The sequence below is a fragment of the Amycolatopsis sp. NPDC000009 genome (assembly GCF_055563465.1).
Window position 1 is genome coordinate 181297 of the sequence record NZ_JBVHDI010000013.1, and the last position, 17454, is coordinate 198750.

The window sequence follows — 17454 nt, forward strand, 5'->3', positions numbered from 1 at the left end:
TTCAACCACAACTGAAACGTGCGGCACAGCTACATCTGGGGGGATGACTTGCTGAAAGTGTTTTTTACCGCGGAAGACCTGCTCAAGGTCACCGTGGCGGGCACTCCCGCTCCGCTGATGGAACTGGTCCTTGCGTTGATGACGTTGCAGCGCCGCGACAATCGCCACGTCTTCGGTGGCTGGCGAAGACGGACGGCACGCGGTCTGCCCGTGCAGGCCGAGCCGCTACTGCAGTTGTTGTCTCCTACCGGTGTCGGGCCCCTGTTCCTCGACCCGCCGAGTGCCGGGCTGGAGGATGGCTTGTCTCAGGTTCTCGCTACCGACCGAGCGGTCGTCGAGGCGGAACTGCGACGGATCTGCGCGGTCGACCAGCCGCGGACCGCCTGGATCCGGCAGCTCGCCGTACAGGATCGCCACGCCTGGCGCATCCTCGAGCACGCCATCACGGAGGCGCACAGGCACATCTTGGCCGTGGAGTGGCCACGGCTCCAAGTCGCCTTCCACGCCGAAGCGGCCTGGCGTGCGCATTTCCTTGCCCGGCACGGACTCGAGCGCACCTTCACAAGCCTGTCCGCTGGGTTGCGATGGCGCGATATGAGCCTGGAGATCGATTCGCCCGGTGTTGACAGGGAAGTGACGTTGGGTGGCGAAGGCGTGGTGCTCCTGCCGTCACTGTTCTGGACTGGCCGGGTTCTCGTGGCGCCGCAGCCTGCCGGACCGGCGTTGATCATCTACCCCGCCCTCACACCGCTTCCCTTGCACGATGCCGACACGGTCGGCGATCCTCTCGCGGCACTGCTGGGCGGCACGCGAGCGGACACCTTGCGTGCTCTGACGAAGCCGCACACCACGACTGAACTCGCGCGCACCCTGCACGTCTCCGTCCCCGCGGCCTCGATGCAAGCCAGGACCCTGCGCGACGCCCGGCTGATCACCACCCATCGAGACGGCAAAGCCGTCCTGCACTGGTGCACGCCACTCGGCGTCGGTCTGATCGCCGCTCCGACAACCGAGCCCGTGAATCACCGCGGCGTTGTCGCGGGTAAATAACGCAGCCGGTCGGTGCGGAGTCGCTGCACGGCCTCACGCCGTGGCCTGGTCAGAGATCCGGAAGCCCTCGGCGAGGGGTACTGGTCGGAGGTGACCTGGCCGCTCTCGCGCCAGAACCGGTCGATAGACGGCGGCCGTGGGCCATCCGCGGCCACGGGGCATGCCGTGCGCCCCGCGCCCAAGAGAGAGTCGAATCTGTTGGATGCTATATGTACGGCGCGTCAATTTCCGCAACGGTTGGTGCGCTTGAATTCCCTGTCCAGGTGAATCGGTAAGGGACATCAATGGAGGTGGTGGCCTGCAGGGCGCGGAAATACGGACAGATAGAGGCAGTCCAAGCATATTCTCAGGTGTGTGCCTTGGTCGGCCCGACGTGGTTGTCCCACTGGCCTCAAGTAAGCGCCTTCGGCTCCGAAGTCGATGTTGAAGTCATGTGCCGGGTTCAGTGCGCGGTTGTTGTCGCCGAGAATCGACGACAAGTTCGCCTTCCAGTACGAGTCGGGTTCGACGCGGTAGCCGGCCGAGTCGCACGGTCCTGCGTTAGGGGCCGGGGACGGGAGGTCGGTGATGAACTCCGCCTCGCACACGGATCCGGTCGATCAGGTGGCCCGACCGCCTGCAACGCCACGACCTCGACCCTGTCCCGGTCGGTCAGGCGTGTCCTCGGTATCAGTTCCGCTCGTTTCCCGTACACGGTGGCCGTCGACGCTTAGCCTCACTCCGTGGAGGAGTTTCCCGACCCGTCGGGGCCACCCTACCCCTACCGGTACCCGCTGCCCGCTGAGGCGAAGGCGGAGCATCAGCGCGCCGTCGAGTACTTCCGGCGGAAGCATGCGTTCTGGGACAGCCTGATGATGCCTTCGATCTCGGTGGCCTTGGTCGTGGCCGGGATATTGGCTGAGGACGACGAAGGCTACCTGTCGGTGCCGGTGTTACTCGGTGTGTTTGTGATCACCGGCGTTCTGATGGCCCTCGTCGGTCCCCGGAAGGACGCCCTGGCGGACAAAAGGGACCAGCATGTGAATCTGCTGAAGACCTACCGTGTCCTGCCACACGAGATCGACGGATCGGCGCCTGCGACGCTTCCCTCGGACTTCGACACGAGCCGCGACCACTTCGGCGTGCCTCTCCCAGGCAAGGCGGATCCGTCTCCCCGTGCGACGCCTGACGTCACACCCGCCGCGACCGGCATCGACAAGATCCCGGGCGAAAATCCCTACAACGGGATGATCCGGCTCAGCCCTCCCCAACGCCGACCTGAGATCGACCCTTAGCAACGGGCCAGGCGGCGTTGGTCGGCCATTCTGCGGACATCGTCTGGGAAAGCGTTACCACTTGGCATTAACCGAAGTGGGCGTTCGCCGTTGGAATCGCCAGCAAGATGATGACCAGCAGTGAGCCCGCGGTAGCCAGCACCAGGCGTAGTCCGATCACGTAGCGGTACCAGGTGGGGACGCTGGTCACCGCGGCGTTGACGAACGGTGCGACTTCAAGATTTCGCAGTGTCGGGTCATCGGACTTGGCGAAGGCCGACGTGATGAAGCGCGTGACGAACACTTCGCCCGGCATGATGACGCATCCGAGGATGAGAACGATCGGCTGGAAGATCCACGACAGGAGCTGACCTGCCCCGTTTCCGGTGAGGTTGAGCGAGGCCAGCGTCGCGAGGCACAGGCCGATCGCGACCGCGACCACGACGCTGGCGCGGCTGGTGCCGAAGTTGATCCCGCGCTCGGCCAGGAGCGTGGCCGGGAAGCCTTGTCGCACCACCTCGGTCTCGGCGGCCCGCTGGGCGCGGGGGCCGTGGAGAGAGCCGGCAACGGGAATGACCACGAAGGTCGCTGCCAGCGCGAACTGCAGGATCGAAGCGGCAACGACGACGAACGGCACCACTGGAGTTCCTTTCCTTGGACTTGCACACTGTTCGAGTCCCACTGTAGGGAAGCACTCGAACAGTGTGCAAGTGTGCTCTCGAACACCGTGCAAGTCGTGGTCTATCCTGAGCGGATGCCGCGCGAAACCTTGACCCGGGAACAGATCGTCCGAGCCGCAGTCGAACTGCTGGACGCGGACGGAGTCGACGGCCTGAGCATGCGGCAGCTGGGTGGCCGGCTCGGCTCGGCCGCGACCTCGGTCTACTGGCACGTCCAGAGCAAGGAGAATCTCGTCGTGCTCGCCGCCGACACGGTATGGGGTGAAGTCGAGCTGCCCGACCTGGACGAGGCTGACTGGCGGACCGCCGCCACCGTGATGGCCGAAAATATGTACGCGATGATCCTGCGGCACCCCTGGCTGGTGCCTGCCATGAGCACCCACCTTGTTTATGGCCCAGGTAAAGCGCGCCACGACGACCACCTGCTCGCGATCTACGAAGCCGCCGGGTTCGCCGGACGAGACGCGGAACAGGCCATGAAGGTCGTGTTCACCTTCGTGCTGGGCACCGCTCTCGGCGCGGCGTCCGAGATCGCGTGGAAAGCACGACCAGGCCGCGCCGCAGGTGACGAGGACGACCAGGCAAGGGTCACCCGGATGACCGAGATCGCCATGCGGTTTCCACGGCTGCGCGCCCTCAGCGAAGGATGGACCGACAACGACCCGGCCACCACCTCCGGCCGGGAACTCGAATTCGGCCTCCAGGCGATCCTCGATGGCCTGCAAGCCCGACTCCCCGCCCGGCCATAGACACGCCGCCCAGCGACAGAGCAGTCGCCGCCCCGTGCGACCACTCCGACCCAACGTTACGGGGGAGGTTCAGCTTGCCGTGCAGCCATGATCCGGTCGCCTCAGACAGCCGGGATCGCCGGAGCTTGGTGGAGCACTGACTCCTTCGGTGACTCGTCGAAGAAGTGGGACGTGTCGCGGCGCCGCTCGGCTATCCGGCCGAGCGCGCTGCTGATTCTCCGAAGTGCTCGCGCGCGCGACGCTGACGAATTTGCCGCATATACAGCCAAAAAGCTGTACATGACACCAGCGATACGCGCTCTAGTCGGCCGGGGCCAAGCGGCCGGTCAAGTGGCGTGAGGCAGGCGATGGAAGTGGTTTCTCCGGTACGCCGTCGAGAAGTTCGCGCATCGCGGCGAAGTAGGGCGGCGCGGCGACGGCGCCGCCGAACGCTCCTCGCGCGCAGCCACCCAGGCGGACTGGTGGGCCGGGGCAGATGGTGGCCGGTTCCGCGCCGTCGGCGAACACCATCGAGGACACGGCGTAGTCGTTGACGCCGCCGACGAAGCTGGCCGCCCGGCTGTGTTGTGTCGTGCCGGTCTTCCCGAAATCGGGGCGGCTCCAGCCCGCTTTGCGTGCTGCTGCGGCGGCGGTGCCGGATTCGGTGTCTTCGCTGAGTCCTGCCATGAGGGTGTCGGCGACGGCGGGGGAGACCGCTGTCTCGCATGGTCGCCTGCTGACCGGTACCGGGTTGCCGTCGCGGTCGGTGACCGACAGTACGGGGGTCGGCGGGCACCAGATTCCGCCGCTCATCAGGGTGGCCGCGACGTTCGCCATTTCCAGTGGGCTGACCGGGCTGTTGCCGAGGGTGAAGGACAGCAGGTTCCGGAAGTACTCCGATTGCGGCTGGTTGTAGCGGGGGTCCGTGGCTCGGGGGTCGTCCGGATCGGTCACGGGTGCTTCGCCGGCGCTGTTGGCGGCCAGGGTCTCCCGGAGGCCGAGCCGGTGGGCCATGTCGATGACCGCGGGCACACCGACTTTCCTTTCGAGGCCGACGAAGGCGACGTTCGGCGATGTGGCCAAGGCCCGCGAGAGGGTGATGGGGTCGGGATAATCGCCGCTGTTCCGTACGCGGTAACAGGGAGTCCGGTCGTTCGCGTCCGGTGGGGTGAAGCAGGCGCTGTCCGGGTTCGGTAGCCGGGTGTGCAGGCCGGCCTCTCCGGAGGCCAGCGCTGCGGCGGCGGTGAAGATCTTGAAGCCGGATCCGGCGCCGAATTTGTTGGCGGGCCCGGCGACGATGTTCGTCGAACGTTGGCCGCGGGCGGCGTCGGGGCCGTGGTTCCGGTTGGCGACCATGGCCAGTACTTCATGGCGGATCTTGCCGGGCCTGATGACGGCGAAGGTGTTGGCGACACCCGGTTCGGTCGTGGCCACGTTGTCTTCGACCGCCGATTTGGCCACTCGTGAGACGCGCGTGTCCATGGTCGTACGGATGGTGTAGCCGCCGGTGGCCAGCCGCCGGGCGGTGAACCCGGACTGCTCCAAATAGGACTGGACGTAGGCGCAGAAGAATCCTGCCTCCGGCGCGGCTCCCACGCAGGTTCCCGGCATCGTCACCGGGCCGTCCGGGAGCACGCCGAGGGGCTGGGCCTTCGCGCGCTCACCGTCCGGCGCGGCCAGGGAGCCCGCGGACACCATGGCGTCGATCACCACATTGCGACGGACGAGCGCCGCGTCGGGATGGGTGTAGGGATTGAAGGCGCTGGGGTTGTTCACCATACCGGCGAGCAAGGCGGCTTGCGGAAGCGTCAGCTCGGCCGCGGTGGTGCCGAAGTAGGCCCGCGCCGCGGTGGCGATGCCGTAGACCTGGCCGCTGAACTGGACGAGATTCAGATATCCGGTGAGGATGTCCTCTTTGGACATACGGCGGCTCAGGTCGAGCGCGAGTTTCGCCTCACGGATCTTGCGGGCGAGGGTGTCGCGTTGGGCCAGCTGCTGAGCGGCGGGGTCGTTTCGGTGGAGCACATGGATGAGATAGTTCTTGACGTATTGCTGGGTGATGGTGGAGGCGCCCTGCAGCGAACCGCCCGCGGCGTTGTTGATCAATGCCCGCAGAATCGCCCGTGGGTCGATCGCGCCGCCGTCGTAGAAGGCCCGGTCTTCGATCGCGACGATGGCCGCCTTCATCGTGGGAGCGATTTCGTCGGGTTTCAGCGGAAGCCGGTTCTGTTCGTAGAGCGTCGCGATCGTCCGGCCGTGCCGGTCGGTCAGTGTCGTCGTATGCGGCGGGATTTCCGTGAAGAGGTCGGCCGAGGTCGCGGCGACCGAATCACTGACCTCATTGGACACGACACCGGCCCCGATCGCCGCCGGCGCGAGGATACCCGCCAGGAGGATCCCGGCGAGCGAACACAAGGCGACGAACGACCTGAGACTTCGGCTACGAGACATTCCGCACCCCTCGCACGAACGGCTCACCCCAGGCAGGCTCCTCGACCTCCACCGTGACACAGCGGCGTCGTGGTTGACCTGACGAACTTCTTACGATGAGCTTCCGTCATCGGCTACCCGGCTCGGAACCGTTGCCACGACGGCGAATCGGCCCCTGGTCGTCGCCGCTGAGGTGGAGCGCGGTGTTGATCAGCGCGACGTGGGAGAACGCTTGCGGAACGTTGCCCACAAGCCGTTCCGCGCCGGTGTCGTACTCTTCGGACAGGAGGCCGACATCGTTGCGCAGGTCGAGCAGCCGCTCGAACAGTTCGCGGCCTTCGTCGCGGCGGCCCTGCAGGATGTAGTTGTCGGCGAGCCAGAACGTGCACGGCAGGAACGCGCCTTCGCCGGGTGGCAGGCCGTCCAGCTCCTCGGTCCGTTTCGTCATGGTGTAGCGCTGCACGAAACCGTCTTGGCACAGATGCTTTTCCACCGCCTCGACGGTTCCGCGCATCCTCGGGTCGTCGGCGGGCAGGAACCCGACCGCGGGGATCAGCAACAGGGCGGCGTCCAGACTGGAGCCGCCGTAGTACTGGGTGAAGGTGTTCCGTGCGGTGTCGAAGCCCTTGTCGCAGGTCTCGGTGAAGATGTCGTCCCGGAGCGCCTTCCAGCGGTCCACCGGGCCTTCGAGCCCGAACTGCTCGATACCTCGTACGCCGCGGTCCACCGCGGCCCAGGCCATCACCTTCGAATGGGTGAACTGCCGTCGTGGCCCGCGCATCTCCCAGATGCCGTTGTCCGGGTCGTCCCAGTGGGACTCCAGGAAGTCGAGCAGCGTGCGCTGCAGCTGCCACGCGTCCGGATCCGGCGGGATACCGTGGGTGCGGGCCTGGTGCAGCGCGTCCATGAGCTCGCCGTACACGTCGAGCTGGAACTGCTCCGAAGCCGCGTTGCCGATGCGCACCGGCCGTGATCCGGCGTATCCGGGCAACCACGGCAGTTCCGATTCGGTCAGCCTGCGTTCCCCCTCGACGCCGTACATGATCTGCATCTGCTCGGGAGCGCCTGCCATGGCACGCAGCAGCCACTCACGCCAGGCGCGGGCCTCTCGTTCGTACCCGGCCTCCATCAACGCCATCAACGTGAAGGTCGCGTCGCGGATCCAGCAGAAGCGGTAGTCCCAGTTGCGCACGCCGCCCAGCTGCTCGGGCAACGACGTGGTGGCCGCGGCGGCGATCCCGCCGCTCGGGCTGTACGCGAGCGCCTTCAACGCGATCAGGGAACGCACCACGGCGTCCCGGTACTCGCCGTCGTAGGTGCACTGTCCTGCCCAATCCCGCCACCAGTTCTCCGTGTGCCGGACGGTTTCTTCGATGTCGACCGGCTCCGGGTCCGGCTGGCCCGGCCTGGTCCAGGCGAGACGCAGCCCGACCCGCTCACCGGCACCGGCGCTGAACTCGGCGGAGCACACCCCCTGGTCGTCGGGGCGATGCGGCACATCACCGTCGAGGACGACCGCGTGCGGACCGGCGATCGCCCGGATCCGGTCGCCGTCGGTGCGGATCCACGGCCGGTCGTGGCCGTATTCGAAGCGCACCCGGACGTCGCTGCGCAGGTGGACCCGGCCGTGCACGCCTTCGACGGTGCGGAGCACGCGGGGGTGGTCGTGCCGGATCGGCATGCAGTCCACGATCCGCACGGTGCCCTCGTCGTTGGCGAACTCCGTTTCCAGCACCAGCGTGTCCTCGCGGTAGGAGCGGCGGACGGTGCGCGCGCCACCGAGCGGTGCGAGCGTCCATTGGCCGTGTTCGGGATCACCCAGCAGTGCCGCGAAACACGCGCCCGAGTCGATCCGGGGCAGGCACAGCCAATCGAGTGAGCCGTTGCGCCCGACCAGACCCGCGGTCTGGGTGTCGCCGATCAGTGCGTAGTCCTCGATGCGCAGGGACATGGGGCCTCCTTCAGCGCTTGCGGGTCGCGACGGCCAGTCCCGCGGCCGTCACGGCCGCGGCCGCCGCCCCGAGAACGCCGTGATGCCGGGACGCCCACAGCTGCGGGCTCCGTGCGGTGGCCTTGCGGTCGAAGCGTCCGTGCGCGCCGAAGTCCTTCCCGTCCTCGTCGTCGGCGGCCACCCACAGATTCGCCGGCCGGTCCGGGTCGCGGGACCGCCCACCCTGTTGCGACCGGAAGGCCGTGCGCGCCAGATAGCGGTCCAGCAGGCCGGGGGCGAACTTGTTGGCGATGAGCGTGCCCACCGTGGAACCGCCGACCCAGTATTCCCGCCGGTTCGGGTGCTCGGCGGCGTAGACGACCGCTTTCGCGGGGATTTCCGGCTGGTAGATGGGCGGGACCGGCTGGGCTTTACGAGGAAGCCGTGACAGCACCCAGTCGAATTGCGGGGTGTTCACACCGGGCAGCTGGACCATCGTCACGTGCACGCCCGACTTGGCGTGCAGAAGTTCGCAGCGCAAGGCTTCGGTGAATCCCTGAATCGCATGTTTGGCGCCGCAGTACGCGGTCTGCAGGGGAATGCCCCGATACGCGAGTGCCGACCCGACCTGGACGATCGCGCCGCGGTCACGCGGCCGCATCCGGTTCAGCGCGGCGCGGGTGCCGTGGACGTATCCGAGATAGGTCACCGAGGTGATCCGGCTGAACTCGTCCGGTTCGATGTCGGTGAACGGAGCGAAAACACTGGTGAAGGCGTCGTTGACCCACACGTCGATGGGGCCCAGCTCGTCCTCGGCCCGCTGAGCCGCGGCGTCCACGGCCTCGTGGTCGGCCACGTCGACGGGCAGGACCAACGCCCGCCCGCCTGCTTGTTCGACTTCGGCGGCGGCCGCCTTCAGCCCCTTTTCGCCGCGGGCCAGCAGCGCCACCCGGTCACCGCGCGCACCGAATTCCCGCGCCACGGCGCGGCCGATGCCGCCGCTGGCGCCGGTCACGACGACCACTCGCCCCTGTTCCACGGTCGGATGCCTCCTGGTCGGACGGTTGCCTGGCGTACACCTCCCCGCGTACCCGTCTTCGGGCCGGACATGCCTGCTGATCGCGTCCGGCCGAAATCGTCAGGTGTTCGTAAGGATGCCGGGTTTCCCCGGTTCACATGGCTTCCTTGATGCCGCGCCGGATGAGCCAGGCGTTGACCGGCCACGCGGTGAAGAACCCGAGGATCATGCCGATCTGCATCCCGAACCAGTAGACCGGATGATCGGGATGCAGCTGGTGCGGCGCGGGGAAGAACACGAACGACATGAGCGCCATCCAGCCGAACAAGCCCACCTCGAACGCGGTCAGCGACAGGAAGTCCGCTTTCGCCGCCTGGAGCAGCCCTTTCCGGACGCCCAGATTGCGCATCGGGGCGATGGCGAAGTACTGGAAAACGATGCCGAGCGCGAGGGCGAGCACGTAGTCACCCACATAGGCGGCGTAGACGGCCTCGCCGGCGATCGTCAGCCCGAAGCCGAAGATCACGAACTCGGCGATGATGTCGCCCAGGGTGCAGCCGGCCCCGCAATGCGAGACCCCGACCGCGGTGACCGCCCGCCGCGGCTTCTCCGGCGGTTCACCGTGCCGCTCCTGCCATCGACGGCTTTTCGGACGGCCCCACGCCCGGTAGGCGGCGACCGCGACGGGCCCGAAGTACAGGGCGGTCACCGGCCAGACGGCTTCCATGATCCGCATCGGCTGGCGATAGCGCCGGAGGTAGAGGTCGGCCAGTATCCAGGCCGCGGAAGCGAATCCGAGGCCGAGCGCGCACCAGGCCACGATCGTCAGCCACAGGGGTGGAATCGTCAGCACCTCCTTGCCGTCGTCCTTCTACGAAACCATCAGGCCGGTCTTACCGCAGCGCTCTCGGCGGGACGCAGCGCGGCGAGGATCGCCTCGTGACTGATCCAGCCGGTGAGGGTTTCGGTCGCGGTGTCCAGTACGGGCAGGCCGGTTCCCGTCGCGCGGGAGAGAGCGTCGAGTGCTTCGTCCAAAGTGGACTCCCCGGTGACCAGGGGTGGTAACTCGGCCAGCGTGCCCACGGTGACGGCGCGCTGCTCGTCGCCGCCCAGCACCTCGGCGACGACACGGGCGGTGACGCAGCCGCGGTACCGCCCGTCCGCACCGGTGACCGGCAGGATGCCGTGTCCGGAGAGGGCCAGTTCGCGCGCCGCCTGTGCCGCCGGCATCCGCTCGGGCAGCGCGTGGGGGAGCGGTTCGGCGACGTCGGCCACCCGGGTGCCCGCCAGTGCCCGTGTCTCGTGCCGCTGGTCGAGATCGACGCCGCGGCGGCGCAGCTTGACGGTGTAGATCGTGTCGCGGCCGAGCAGGCCTTTGCTGGTCAGGGTGGCGATCACGATCGCGGTCATCAGCGGCAGGATGATCGTGTACTGCCCGGTCAGCTCGAACAGGATGATGACGGCGGTGATCGGCGCGCGGGCGGCACCGGCGAAGGCGGCCCCCATGCCGATCAGCCCGTAGACACCGGGGGAGGACGTCGTGCCGGGCAGCAGCCCGTGCACGGCGACACCGAACGCCGTGCCGCCCATCGCGCCGATGAACAGGGATGGCGCGAACACCCCACCGGATCCGCCGATGCCGATGGTCAGGCTGGTCGCGACCATCTTCGCGGCCAGGAGCAGCAGCAGGAAACCGAGGACGTACTTGCCCTCCACCGCGTTCTGCAGCACCGGGTAGCCAACGCCGTACATCTCCGGCAGGAGCAGGAGCAGCCCGCCCAGCAGGAGACCTCCCGCCGCGGGACGCAGCCACTCCGGTCCTCGCCAGGCCCAGTCGCAGACGTCCTCGATGCGGTACAGCACCTTGGTGAACAGCACCCCGCACGCGCCGACCACCACACCGAGCACCACGAACAGCAGGTATTCGAGCGGGCCGCGCAGGGTGAACGGCGGCAGGTCGAGGAAGGCGACGTCGCCGAGCACGGCCCGGCCGACGACGCTCGCGGTCACGCTGGAAAGCACGACCGCTCCGAAGGACTCCACCGCGAAGTCGCGCAGGAGCAGCTCCATGGCGAAGAACGGCCCCGCCATCGGCGCGTTGAAGGTCGCGGCGATACCCCCGGCCGCGCCACAGGCGACCAGTACCCGTAGCCGGTTTTCGGGCAGCCGGAACCAGCGTCCGAAGGTGGACCCGAGCGCCGAGCCGATCTGCACGATCGGGCCTTCCCTGCCGACGGACCCGCCGGAGCCGATCGTCAGCGCGGACGCCAGTCCTTTGACGACGGTCACGCGGGCGGGGATCCGGCCGCCGCGCTCGGCCACGGCGTACATCACCTCCGGTACCCCGTGCCCGCGTGCCTCCGGCGCGAACCGGTACACGAGCGGGCCGTAGACCAGCCCCGCCAGCACCGGCGCGATCAGCAGAAACCACGGTCCCAGCGCCGGGAACCACGGATGGGCCGCGCCGCCTGCCGCCGAGTAGTCCTCGTGACCGGAGAACAGCCGGGTGAACGTGGAGATCAGCCAGCGGAAGAGCACCGCCCCGGCTCCCGCGCCCGCGCCGATCGTCACGGCCAGCAGCACCAGTCCGGTCGAGCTCTCCCGCAGCCACACCCCGATCGGCTGCCGGGCCGGTACGCGGACCTGGTCGCGGTCGTTCGTTCCCGTCGTCACCATTGCAGTATGCAACAGTTGCCTAGGGCATGAATATGGGGCCGGAGCGGAGAACGGGCATGCGGTACAACTGTGACGTGCCCGCACGCCGTCCCTCGCGTCCCGCAGCCGCCGCCGAGCCGCCCGGCCCCGACGACGTGGACGCCCTGACCGACGCGTTCCTGACCGCGTCGCGCCTGCTCGTCGCGGTGTCCGCGAGGTCCATCGGCGCCGTCGACGACTCGATCACCGTCGCCCAGTTCCGCGCGCTGGTGGTGCTGGACACCCGAGGGCCCGTGAAGCTGACCACGCTCGCCGAATACCTGGCCGTCACTCCGTCGACCGCGTCCCGGATGGTCGACCGGCTGGTCCTCGCGGGCCTGGCGGGCCGGAAGGCCAGTCCGACCTCGCGGCGGGAGCTGATCGTGAGCCTCACCGGCCAGGGCGCCGCTGTCGTGCGCTCGGTGACCGAACGACGGCGCGCGGAGATCACCCGGATCGTGTCGCGGATGCCGGCCCCCGCCCGCCGTGGTCTCGTCCGGGCGCTGAAGTCGTTCGCCGAGGCGGGCGGCGAGCCCCCGCTCGACGCGGGTGCGGACGTCCCTTGGTTGTGAGCCGCGACTTCCGGGGATTCTCCCGCCTTTGATCGGGAATGCTCTGGCGAGAGTGCGGCGAAGGGATGCGCATCGCGACGGCGAGCGGACCGACGTGCCGGTGAAACCCGGTGAGCGGTCAGGCCGGTGACCATCCGGTGGTGGCCAGGAGCAGCGCGATCGCCGGGAGCAGATTGTTCAGCTGATGGGCGACGACGCCGGCGATCAGGTTTCCGGTGAACATCCTGGCGAGCCCGAGGGGGATCGAGATCACCAGCAGCAACGGGGTGCGCAGCAGTTCCAGATGCGCGATCGAGAACAGCACGCCGGTGGTCGCGAAGATCGCCCAGCGGTTCCACCGCCAGTGCTCCAGCGCACGCCAGAGCACGCCTCGGAACAGCACTTCCTCGCACAGCGGGGCGACCAGCAGGACCGTCAGGAAGGCGAGGATCGCCACGGCGGGGCTCAGCCGCCGGTCGGCGAACGCCTCGCCGACCGCCGACTGTGCCTGGTCGCGCCCGACCCAGACGCTCCACAGCACCGACGCGGGAATCGTGAACAGCAGCCCGCCCGCGCCGATGGCCAGTCCGACGCCCAGATCACGCCGGTTCCAGCGGATCACCAGCTCGCGCTGGACCCGTCCCCGCCGCGGCCCGTCGCCGAGCAGCGCGGTACCCGAGACGGCGACCAGGGCGGCCATGAGCGGCGGCAACGCGAGCAGGGCCACCAGCGGCCACGGCGGGAGGCGGCGGTCTTCGAGCACCGCCGGATCCGTGGCGGCGAAAAGCACGAGCAGCAGCACCGACGAGACCAGCAGCGTCAGCTCCGCGGCGATGGAGACACCGAACAGGCGAAAGCCCGAGCCCAGCCGGCCGGTGACCGGGGCGGGCCCGATCACGAGCCGGATCCGGAAGCCAAGCCGTGGGCGGCGGCCGCCCGGCTGATGTCGCTTGGCGAGACGATGCCGACCAGATCATCGCCGTCGTAGACCAGGGCACGGCCGTCGGCGCGGTCGTTGAGTCGTGGCAGCAGTGCGGACAACGCTTCATCGGGGCGAGCGGTGGGGATTTCGGCCTTCGGGCACGCCGCCTCGCGCAGGGTGCTGAGTTCCCGGCGCTCGGCGGGCACGGAACGCAACCGGTTGAGCGTGACCATCCCTTGCGGACGTCCTTCGGCGTCGAGCAACGGAAAAGCGGAATGCCGCCGGAGCATCGCGACGTCGCCGAGGAACCGGGCGACGGTGACGTCCGCCGGCGCGGTCTCCGGATTCGGCGTCATCACGTCGCGAACCCGGACACCGCCCAGCGCCGCACCCGTCCGCGCCTGTGCCTCTTCGGCACCGGCCATGGTGACGACGAAGAGCCCGAGCAGGATCCACCAGAGACCGAGCCCCATCCCGGACAACGCGCGGACGAGGCCGAGACCGATCAGCACGAAACCGAACACCCGGCCCGCCCTGGCCGCCCAGATCGTCGCGGTCAGCCGGTCGCCACGCCACTTCCACACCGCGGACCGCAGGATCCGGCCGCCGTCCAGCGGAGAGGCGGGAATCAGGTTGAACCCCGCCAGCAGGAGGTTGATACCGGCGACGTAGCCGAGCACGCCCACGCCGAGCATCGGCAGGCCCGCCGCGCCGGCGGCCCACGCCAGCAGGAACATCCCGGCGCCGGTGACCGCGCTGGCGGCGGGACCGACCACCGCGATACGGAACTCGGCTCCCGGGGTCAGCGCCTCTCCCTTGAGCCGCGCCACGCCGCCGAGCAACCACAGCGTGATTCCCTCCACTTCCACCCCGTTGCGCCGGGCGACGACCGCGTGCGCGAGTTCGTGTACCAGGAGGGAAAGCACGAACAGCGCGGTCGCCACGACGGCAGCGATCAGGTAGAACCCCCACCACAGGCCGGGAAAGGCCTTGGGCAGTCGCACCGACAGGCCGACGAGCAGGAGAACGCCGATCCCGAACACGCTCCAGTGCAGGCCCACCGGTACCCCCGCGGGCCTGCCGAGCCGGACACTCGCTTTCATCGTGGGGACCCCTTTCTTGAGCGGCTCCGGGTGGGATGGTGTGCTACCGCGACAGGCGATGACGTGCGACGAGCGCCGCCGTCACCCCGCCCAGACCCGTCAAGATCAGCACCGGGGCGCCGGACAAGCAGCCGAGCAGGAACAGCGCCCCGGAGACGATCGCGAGCGTGAGATAGAGCCAATCGTGACCCCGGCGCGCTCGTGGCTTGGCGAATTCGGCGGCGAACTCGGGTTCCTCCTGTTCGAGCCGCCGCTCGATCTCGTGCAACCGTTGCTTCTCTTCGTCGCTCAGCATCTGTGCTCCCTGGACGAACGGAAATCCCGCATCAGTGGACGCCCTTCATCAGACGTTTGATGAACGGGCTGACCGCGGCGAGGACGAGCCCGAACAGAACGGCGCCGCCGCCGACGAAGGCGAAGTAGGCGGCTTCGTCGGCGGGGTCGTAGTACTTGGCCAGCGAACCCGCCATGGAGGTACCCAGGGCGATCGAAAGGAAATTGAGCGCGACCATCTGGGTGCGGAACGCCTCGGGGGCGAGCTTGGTCGACAACGACAGCCCCACCGGCGAGAGCAGCAGCTCGGCGATCGTGAACATCAGCAGGATGCCGACCAGGACCAGCAAGGGCGTCGAGTTGGCGGCCCCGCCGGCGGTCGGGAGGAACAGCAGGAAGGCGGCGCCCATGGCGACGGTGCCGAGCGCGAATTTGATCGGTGTCGACGGCTGGCGCGGGCCCAGTTTCGTCCAGAGCGCCGCGAAGGCGCCGGCCAGCAGGATGATGAAGACCGGATTGATGGAATTGGCCCAGGACACCGGCATCTGCCAGTCGAAGAGGGACCGGTCGAGCCGCTGGTCGACGTAGATCGTCACGACGGTGAACTGCTGCTGGAAAAGGGAGAAGAAGACGAAACTCGCCAGGAACATCGGGATGAAGCTGAACACGCGGCTCCGCTCCACCCGGGTGATCTTCTTGCTGGAGAGGATCACGGCGAAGTAGCCGACGGCCGCGGCCGTGATCACGATGACGGTGACGTTCGCCAGATTCGCCGCGGTGACCAGTCCGGTGAGCACCGCGGCCACGACGACCCCGATGACGACGGCCACGCCGCCGAGCACGAGCGGTCGCTTCGACCGGGGCAGCGGATTGGGGACCACGTTCGCTTCCGGGCCGAATTTCTTGCGCCCGAACGTGTACTGGATCAGACCCAGGGCCATGCCCAGCGCCGCGAGGCCGAAACCGTAGTGGAAGCCGATTTCCTTCTGGACGAGCCCGGTCAGGAGCGGCCCGACGAAGGCGCCGAGATTGATGCCCAGATAGAACAGCGAGAAGCCGGCGTCCCGTCGTGTGTCGCCTTCCGCGTAGAGGGAGCCCACGATCGACGTGGCGTTGGCCTTGAGCCCGCCGCTGCCCAGCGCGACCGCGCCCAAACCGACACCCACACCGAGGAAACCGGGCAGCAGGGCGAGGGCGAGGTGGCCGAACATGATCAGTATCGCGCTGAAGAACAGCACTCGTTCGGACCCGGCGACACGGTCGGCGATCCAGGCGCCCGCCACGGTCGACAGGTAGACGAGCCCGCCATAGGCCCCGACGATGCTCGTCGCCGTCGCCTCGGAAAGACCGAGTCCGCCTTGCGTGGCCGAGTAGTACAGATAGATGGTGAGAATGCCCTGCATTCCGTAGAACGAGAACCGCTCCCACATCTCGACCCCGAAGAGGGTCGCGAGCCCCCGTGGATGGCCGAGGAACTTCTTGTCCTGCTGGGTTTCAGCGCTGCTCATGTCGGCCTTCCTCGTGTCGGGATTGCTTTCCCTCTGGTGCCGGCCGGGTGTTCCGGTGCCGGAAAGAGATACTCAGTGACCGCGCCGCCGTCTCGACTTGAACGAGCGAGCGTCCGCCACCCGCTCCATGGCGCGCTGATCGCTCATGACGGCCCCTCGGTGCCGCCGTGCTCGTCCGCGTCGGGCCTGGTATCGGTGAGCACGGCGACCGAACACGGGGCGTGGTAGAGCACCGCGTGGCTGACCGAGCCGAGGAGAGCCCGGCTCAAGGCGCCGCGGCCATGGCTGCCCACCACCAGGAGTGCCGCGTCTTCGGCCTGGGCGATCAGCGCGTCCGCCGGCCGGTCGACGACGTGGTGGCGGGACACCGACACGGACGGGAACCGTTTCTCGCATTGACGTAGCTGACGCTCCACCAGACTCTCGGCGAGTGCCTCGAACGTCTCGTGCTCCCGCGGTCCCAGTGCGGCCATCACGAGGGTCTGGGCGGCCTTGTCCAGCGGCCGGTCCGACCAGGCGTGCACGGCCCGCAACGGCACGCGGTGCCGGTCCGCGAAGGCGAACGCGAAGGCCAGCGCCCGTTCGCTGATATCCGAGCCGTCCGTGCCGACGACGACGGGTTTGCTCATCGGCACGACCTGCGGCTCGCGCACCACCACGGTCGGGCGACGGGCGGCGCGGGCGAGTTCGGCGGCGGTGGAGCCCAGGAGCGCCCTGGTCAGCGCGGCGGTCCCGGACGCGCCGAGGACCAGCAGGGGCGCGTCGACCTCGGCGGCGACCATCGGCAACGCGGTGACCGGGTCGCCGTCGACGACCGAACCCGTGACCTCGAGCCCCGGCCATTCGAGGAGAGTGCGCTCGACGGTCGTGGTGAGCTGTTCTTCCGCGATCTCGCGCAGGTTCTCGCCGTTGAGCTGCGGGTAGGCCGCCGTGCCCACCGCGTGAAGAGAAGGAGTGACCGGCGCGTACATCGCCTCCGGCACGGGCCATTCGAAGCAGTGGACGAGCAAAAGGGGACGCTCCAGGAGCGCGGCTTCCGCAGCACCCCATTGGACGGCCTGATGTGACTCCGCGGAGCCGTCGAAACCCACGAGCACGGCGCCTTGGCCATTTTCGACCGGTGAGGTGGTCAAAAGATCTCCCTTCGCAGTGTGTTCGGCGGCTCGGCGTCTCGCCGAGTCCGGCCGGCACTGGGAGGCCTTGCCCCGCCGACCTTCGCTCACACGCGGCCAGGGCGGCCCGTGACGCCTTCGTTATCGAGCGGACAGTCGCAGTGAGACCCAGGGCGGGTGTTCCCACCTGAAGCGGCGGGTA

15 protein-coding genes are annotated in these 17454 nt (G+C 68.4%); 4 read left to right on the forward strand and 11 right to left on the reverse strand.

What is annotated here, in order from left to right:
• The first annotated feature begins 18 nt into the window (after nt 1–18).
• On the forward strand, nt 19–1050 hold the full coding sequence (locus ACZ3HL_RS29705; protein WP_465534874.1) for an ArsR/SmtB family transcription factor: 1032 nt from the start codon (nt 19–21) through the stop codon (nt 1048–1050).
• A 722-nt stretch (nt 1051–1772) separates the two neighbouring features.
• Nucleotides 1773–2324 carry a hypothetical protein gene (locus ACZ3HL_RS29710; RefSeq protein WP_465534875.1) on the forward strand — a complete coding sequence of 184 codons (552 nt, stop codon included), beginning with the start codon at nt 1773–1775 and terminating at the stop codon, nt 2322–2324.
• Between the two features lie 67 nt (nt 2325–2391).
• Here the strand turns inward: ACZ3HL_RS29710 and ACZ3HL_RS29715 are convergent, their stop codons facing one another.
• On the reverse strand, nt 2392–2943 hold the full coding sequence (locus tag ACZ3HL_RS29715; protein ID WP_465534876.1) for a hypothetical protein: 552 nt from the start codon (nt 2941–2943) through the stop codon (nt 2392–2394).
• A 114-nt stretch (nt 2944–3057) separates the two neighbouring features.
• On the opposite strand from ACZ3HL_RS29715, the gene ACZ3HL_RS29720 reads away from it, so the two are divergent.
• Nucleotides 3058–3732 carry a TetR/AcrR family transcriptional regulator gene (locus tag ACZ3HL_RS29720; RefSeq protein WP_465534877.1) on the forward strand — a complete coding sequence of 225 codons (675 nt, stop codon included), beginning with the start codon at nt 3058–3060 and terminating at the stop codon, nt 3730–3732.
• Nucleotides 3733–4032: 300 nt separating this feature from the next.
• Here ACZ3HL_RS29720 and ACZ3HL_RS29725 read toward each other — a convergent pair whose 3' ends face one another.
• The 5 genes from ACZ3HL_RS29725 to ACZ3HL_RS29745 all read right to left on the reverse strand — a co-directional run bounded on the left by ACZ3HL_RS29725 (nt 4033) and on the right by ACZ3HL_RS29745 (nt 11765).
• On the reverse strand, nt 4033–6162 hold the full coding sequence (locus ACZ3HL_RS29725) for a transglycosylase domain-containing protein (RefSeq protein WP_465534878.1): 2130 nt from the start codon (nt 6160–6162) through the stop codon (nt 4033–4035).
• A 106-nt stretch (nt 6163–6268) separates the two neighbouring features.
• Nucleotides 6269–8092 carry a glycoside hydrolase family 15 protein gene (locus ACZ3HL_RS29730; RefSeq protein ID WP_465534879.1) on the reverse strand — a complete coding sequence of 608 codons (1824 nt, stop codon included), beginning with the start codon at nt 8090–8092 and terminating at the stop codon, nt 6269–6271.
• Nucleotides 8093–8102: 10 nt separating this feature from the next.
• The gene (locus ACZ3HL_RS29735; protein WP_465534880.1) at nt 8103–9110 is read right to left on the reverse strand and encodes an SDR family oxidoreductase; all 1008 of its coding nucleotides are present in this window, start codon (nt 9108–9110) and stop codon (nt 8103–8105) included.
• A 133-nt stretch (nt 9111–9243) separates the two neighbouring features.
• Nucleotides 9244–9942: a DUF4396 domain-containing protein gene (locus ACZ3HL_RS29740; RefSeq protein ID WP_465534881.1), complete on the reverse strand. Its 699-nt coding sequence runs from the start codon at nt 9940–9942 to the stop codon at nt 9244–9246.
• Between the two features lie 29 nt (nt 9943–9971).
• Nucleotides 9972–11765, reverse strand: coding sequence for a chloride channel protein (locus ACZ3HL_RS29745; RefSeq protein WP_465534882.1), 1794 nt, complete (start codon nt 11763–11765; stop codon nt 9972–9974).
• Nucleotides 11766–11821: 56 nt separating this feature from the next.
• Here ACZ3HL_RS29745 and ACZ3HL_RS29750 point away from each other — a divergent pair, with 56 nt between their 5' ends.
• Complete coding sequence (locus ACZ3HL_RS29750; RefSeq protein ID WP_465534883.1) at nt 11822–12355, forward strand: MarR family winged helix-turn-helix transcriptional regulator; 534 nt, start codon at nt 11822–11824, stop codon at nt 12353–12355.
• Between the two features lie 118 nt (nt 12356–12473).
• Here the strand turns inward: ACZ3HL_RS29750 and ACZ3HL_RS29755 are convergent, their stop codons facing one another.
• The 5 genes from ACZ3HL_RS29755 to ACZ3HL_RS29775 all read right to left on the reverse strand — a co-directional run bounded on the left by ACZ3HL_RS29755 (nt 12474) and on the right by ACZ3HL_RS29775 (nt 17273).
• Nucleotides 12474–13232, reverse strand: a complete 759-nt coding sequence (locus ACZ3HL_RS29755) for a lysostaphin resistance A-like protein (RefSeq protein WP_465534884.1) — start codon at nt 13230–13232, stop codon at nt 12474–12476.
• On the reverse strand, nt 13229–14359 hold the full coding sequence (locus ACZ3HL_RS29760; protein ID WP_465534885.1) for a site-2 protease family protein: 1131 nt from the start codon (nt 14357–14359) through the stop codon (nt 13229–13231). Before ACZ3HL_RS29760 ends, ACZ3HL_RS29755 begins: the two co-directional genes overlap by 4 nt.
• A 43-nt stretch (nt 14360–14402) precedes the next feature.
• Entirely contained in the window at nt 14403–14654 is a 252-nt protein-coding gene (locus ACZ3HL_RS29765; protein WP_465534886.1) for a DUF3040 domain-containing protein, read from the reverse strand.
• Nucleotides 14655–14685: 31 nt separating this feature from the next.
• A complete protein-coding gene (locus ACZ3HL_RS29770) occupies nt 14686–16140 on the reverse strand; it encodes a peptide MFS transporter (protein WP_465534887.1) in 1455 nt (484 codons plus the stop codon).
• 143 nt (nt 16141–16283) lie between these two features.
• A complete protein-coding gene (locus ACZ3HL_RS29775; RefSeq protein ID WP_465534888.1) occupies nt 16284–17273 on the reverse strand; it encodes a universal stress protein in 990 nt (329 codons plus the stop codon).
• Nucleotides 17274–17454 lie beyond the last annotated feature (181 nt).

What these genes read in the sequence shown, in the direction of transcription:
- ACZ3HL_RS29720 (WP_465534877.1), top strand. Translation starts at nt 3,058, where the DNA reads ATGCCGCGCGAAACCTTGACCCGGGAACAGATCGTCCGAGCCGCAGTC.
- ACZ3HL_RS29725 (WP_465534878.1), bottom strand. Translation starts at nt 6,162, where the DNA reads ATGTCTCGTAGCCGAAGTCTCAGGTCGTTCGTCGCCTTGTGTTCGCTC.
- ACZ3HL_RS29730 (WP_465534879.1), bottom strand. Translation starts at nt 8,092, where the DNA reads ATGTCCCTGCGCATCGAGGACTACGCACTGATCGGCGACACCCAGACC.
- ACZ3HL_RS29745 (WP_465534882.1), bottom strand. Translation starts at nt 11,765, where the DNA reads ATGGTGACGACGGGAACGAACGACCGCGACCAGGTCCGCGTACCGGCC.
- ACZ3HL_RS29750 (WP_465534883.1), top strand. Translation starts at nt 11,822, where the DNA reads ATGCGGTACAACTGTGACGTGCCCGCACGCCGTCCCTCGCGTCCCGCA.
- ACZ3HL_RS29760 (WP_465534885.1), bottom strand. Translation starts at nt 14,359, where the DNA reads ATGAAAGCGAGTGTCCGGCTCGGCAGGCCCGCGGGGGTACCGGTGGGC.
- ACZ3HL_RS29765 (WP_465534886.1), bottom strand. Translation starts at nt 14,654, where the DNA reads ATGCTGAGCGACGAAGAGAAGCAACGGTTGCACGAGATCGAGCGGCGG.
- ACZ3HL_RS29770 (WP_465534887.1), bottom strand. Translation starts at nt 16,140, where the DNA reads ATGAGCAGCGCTGAAACCCAGCAGGACAAGAAGTTCCTCGGCCATCCA.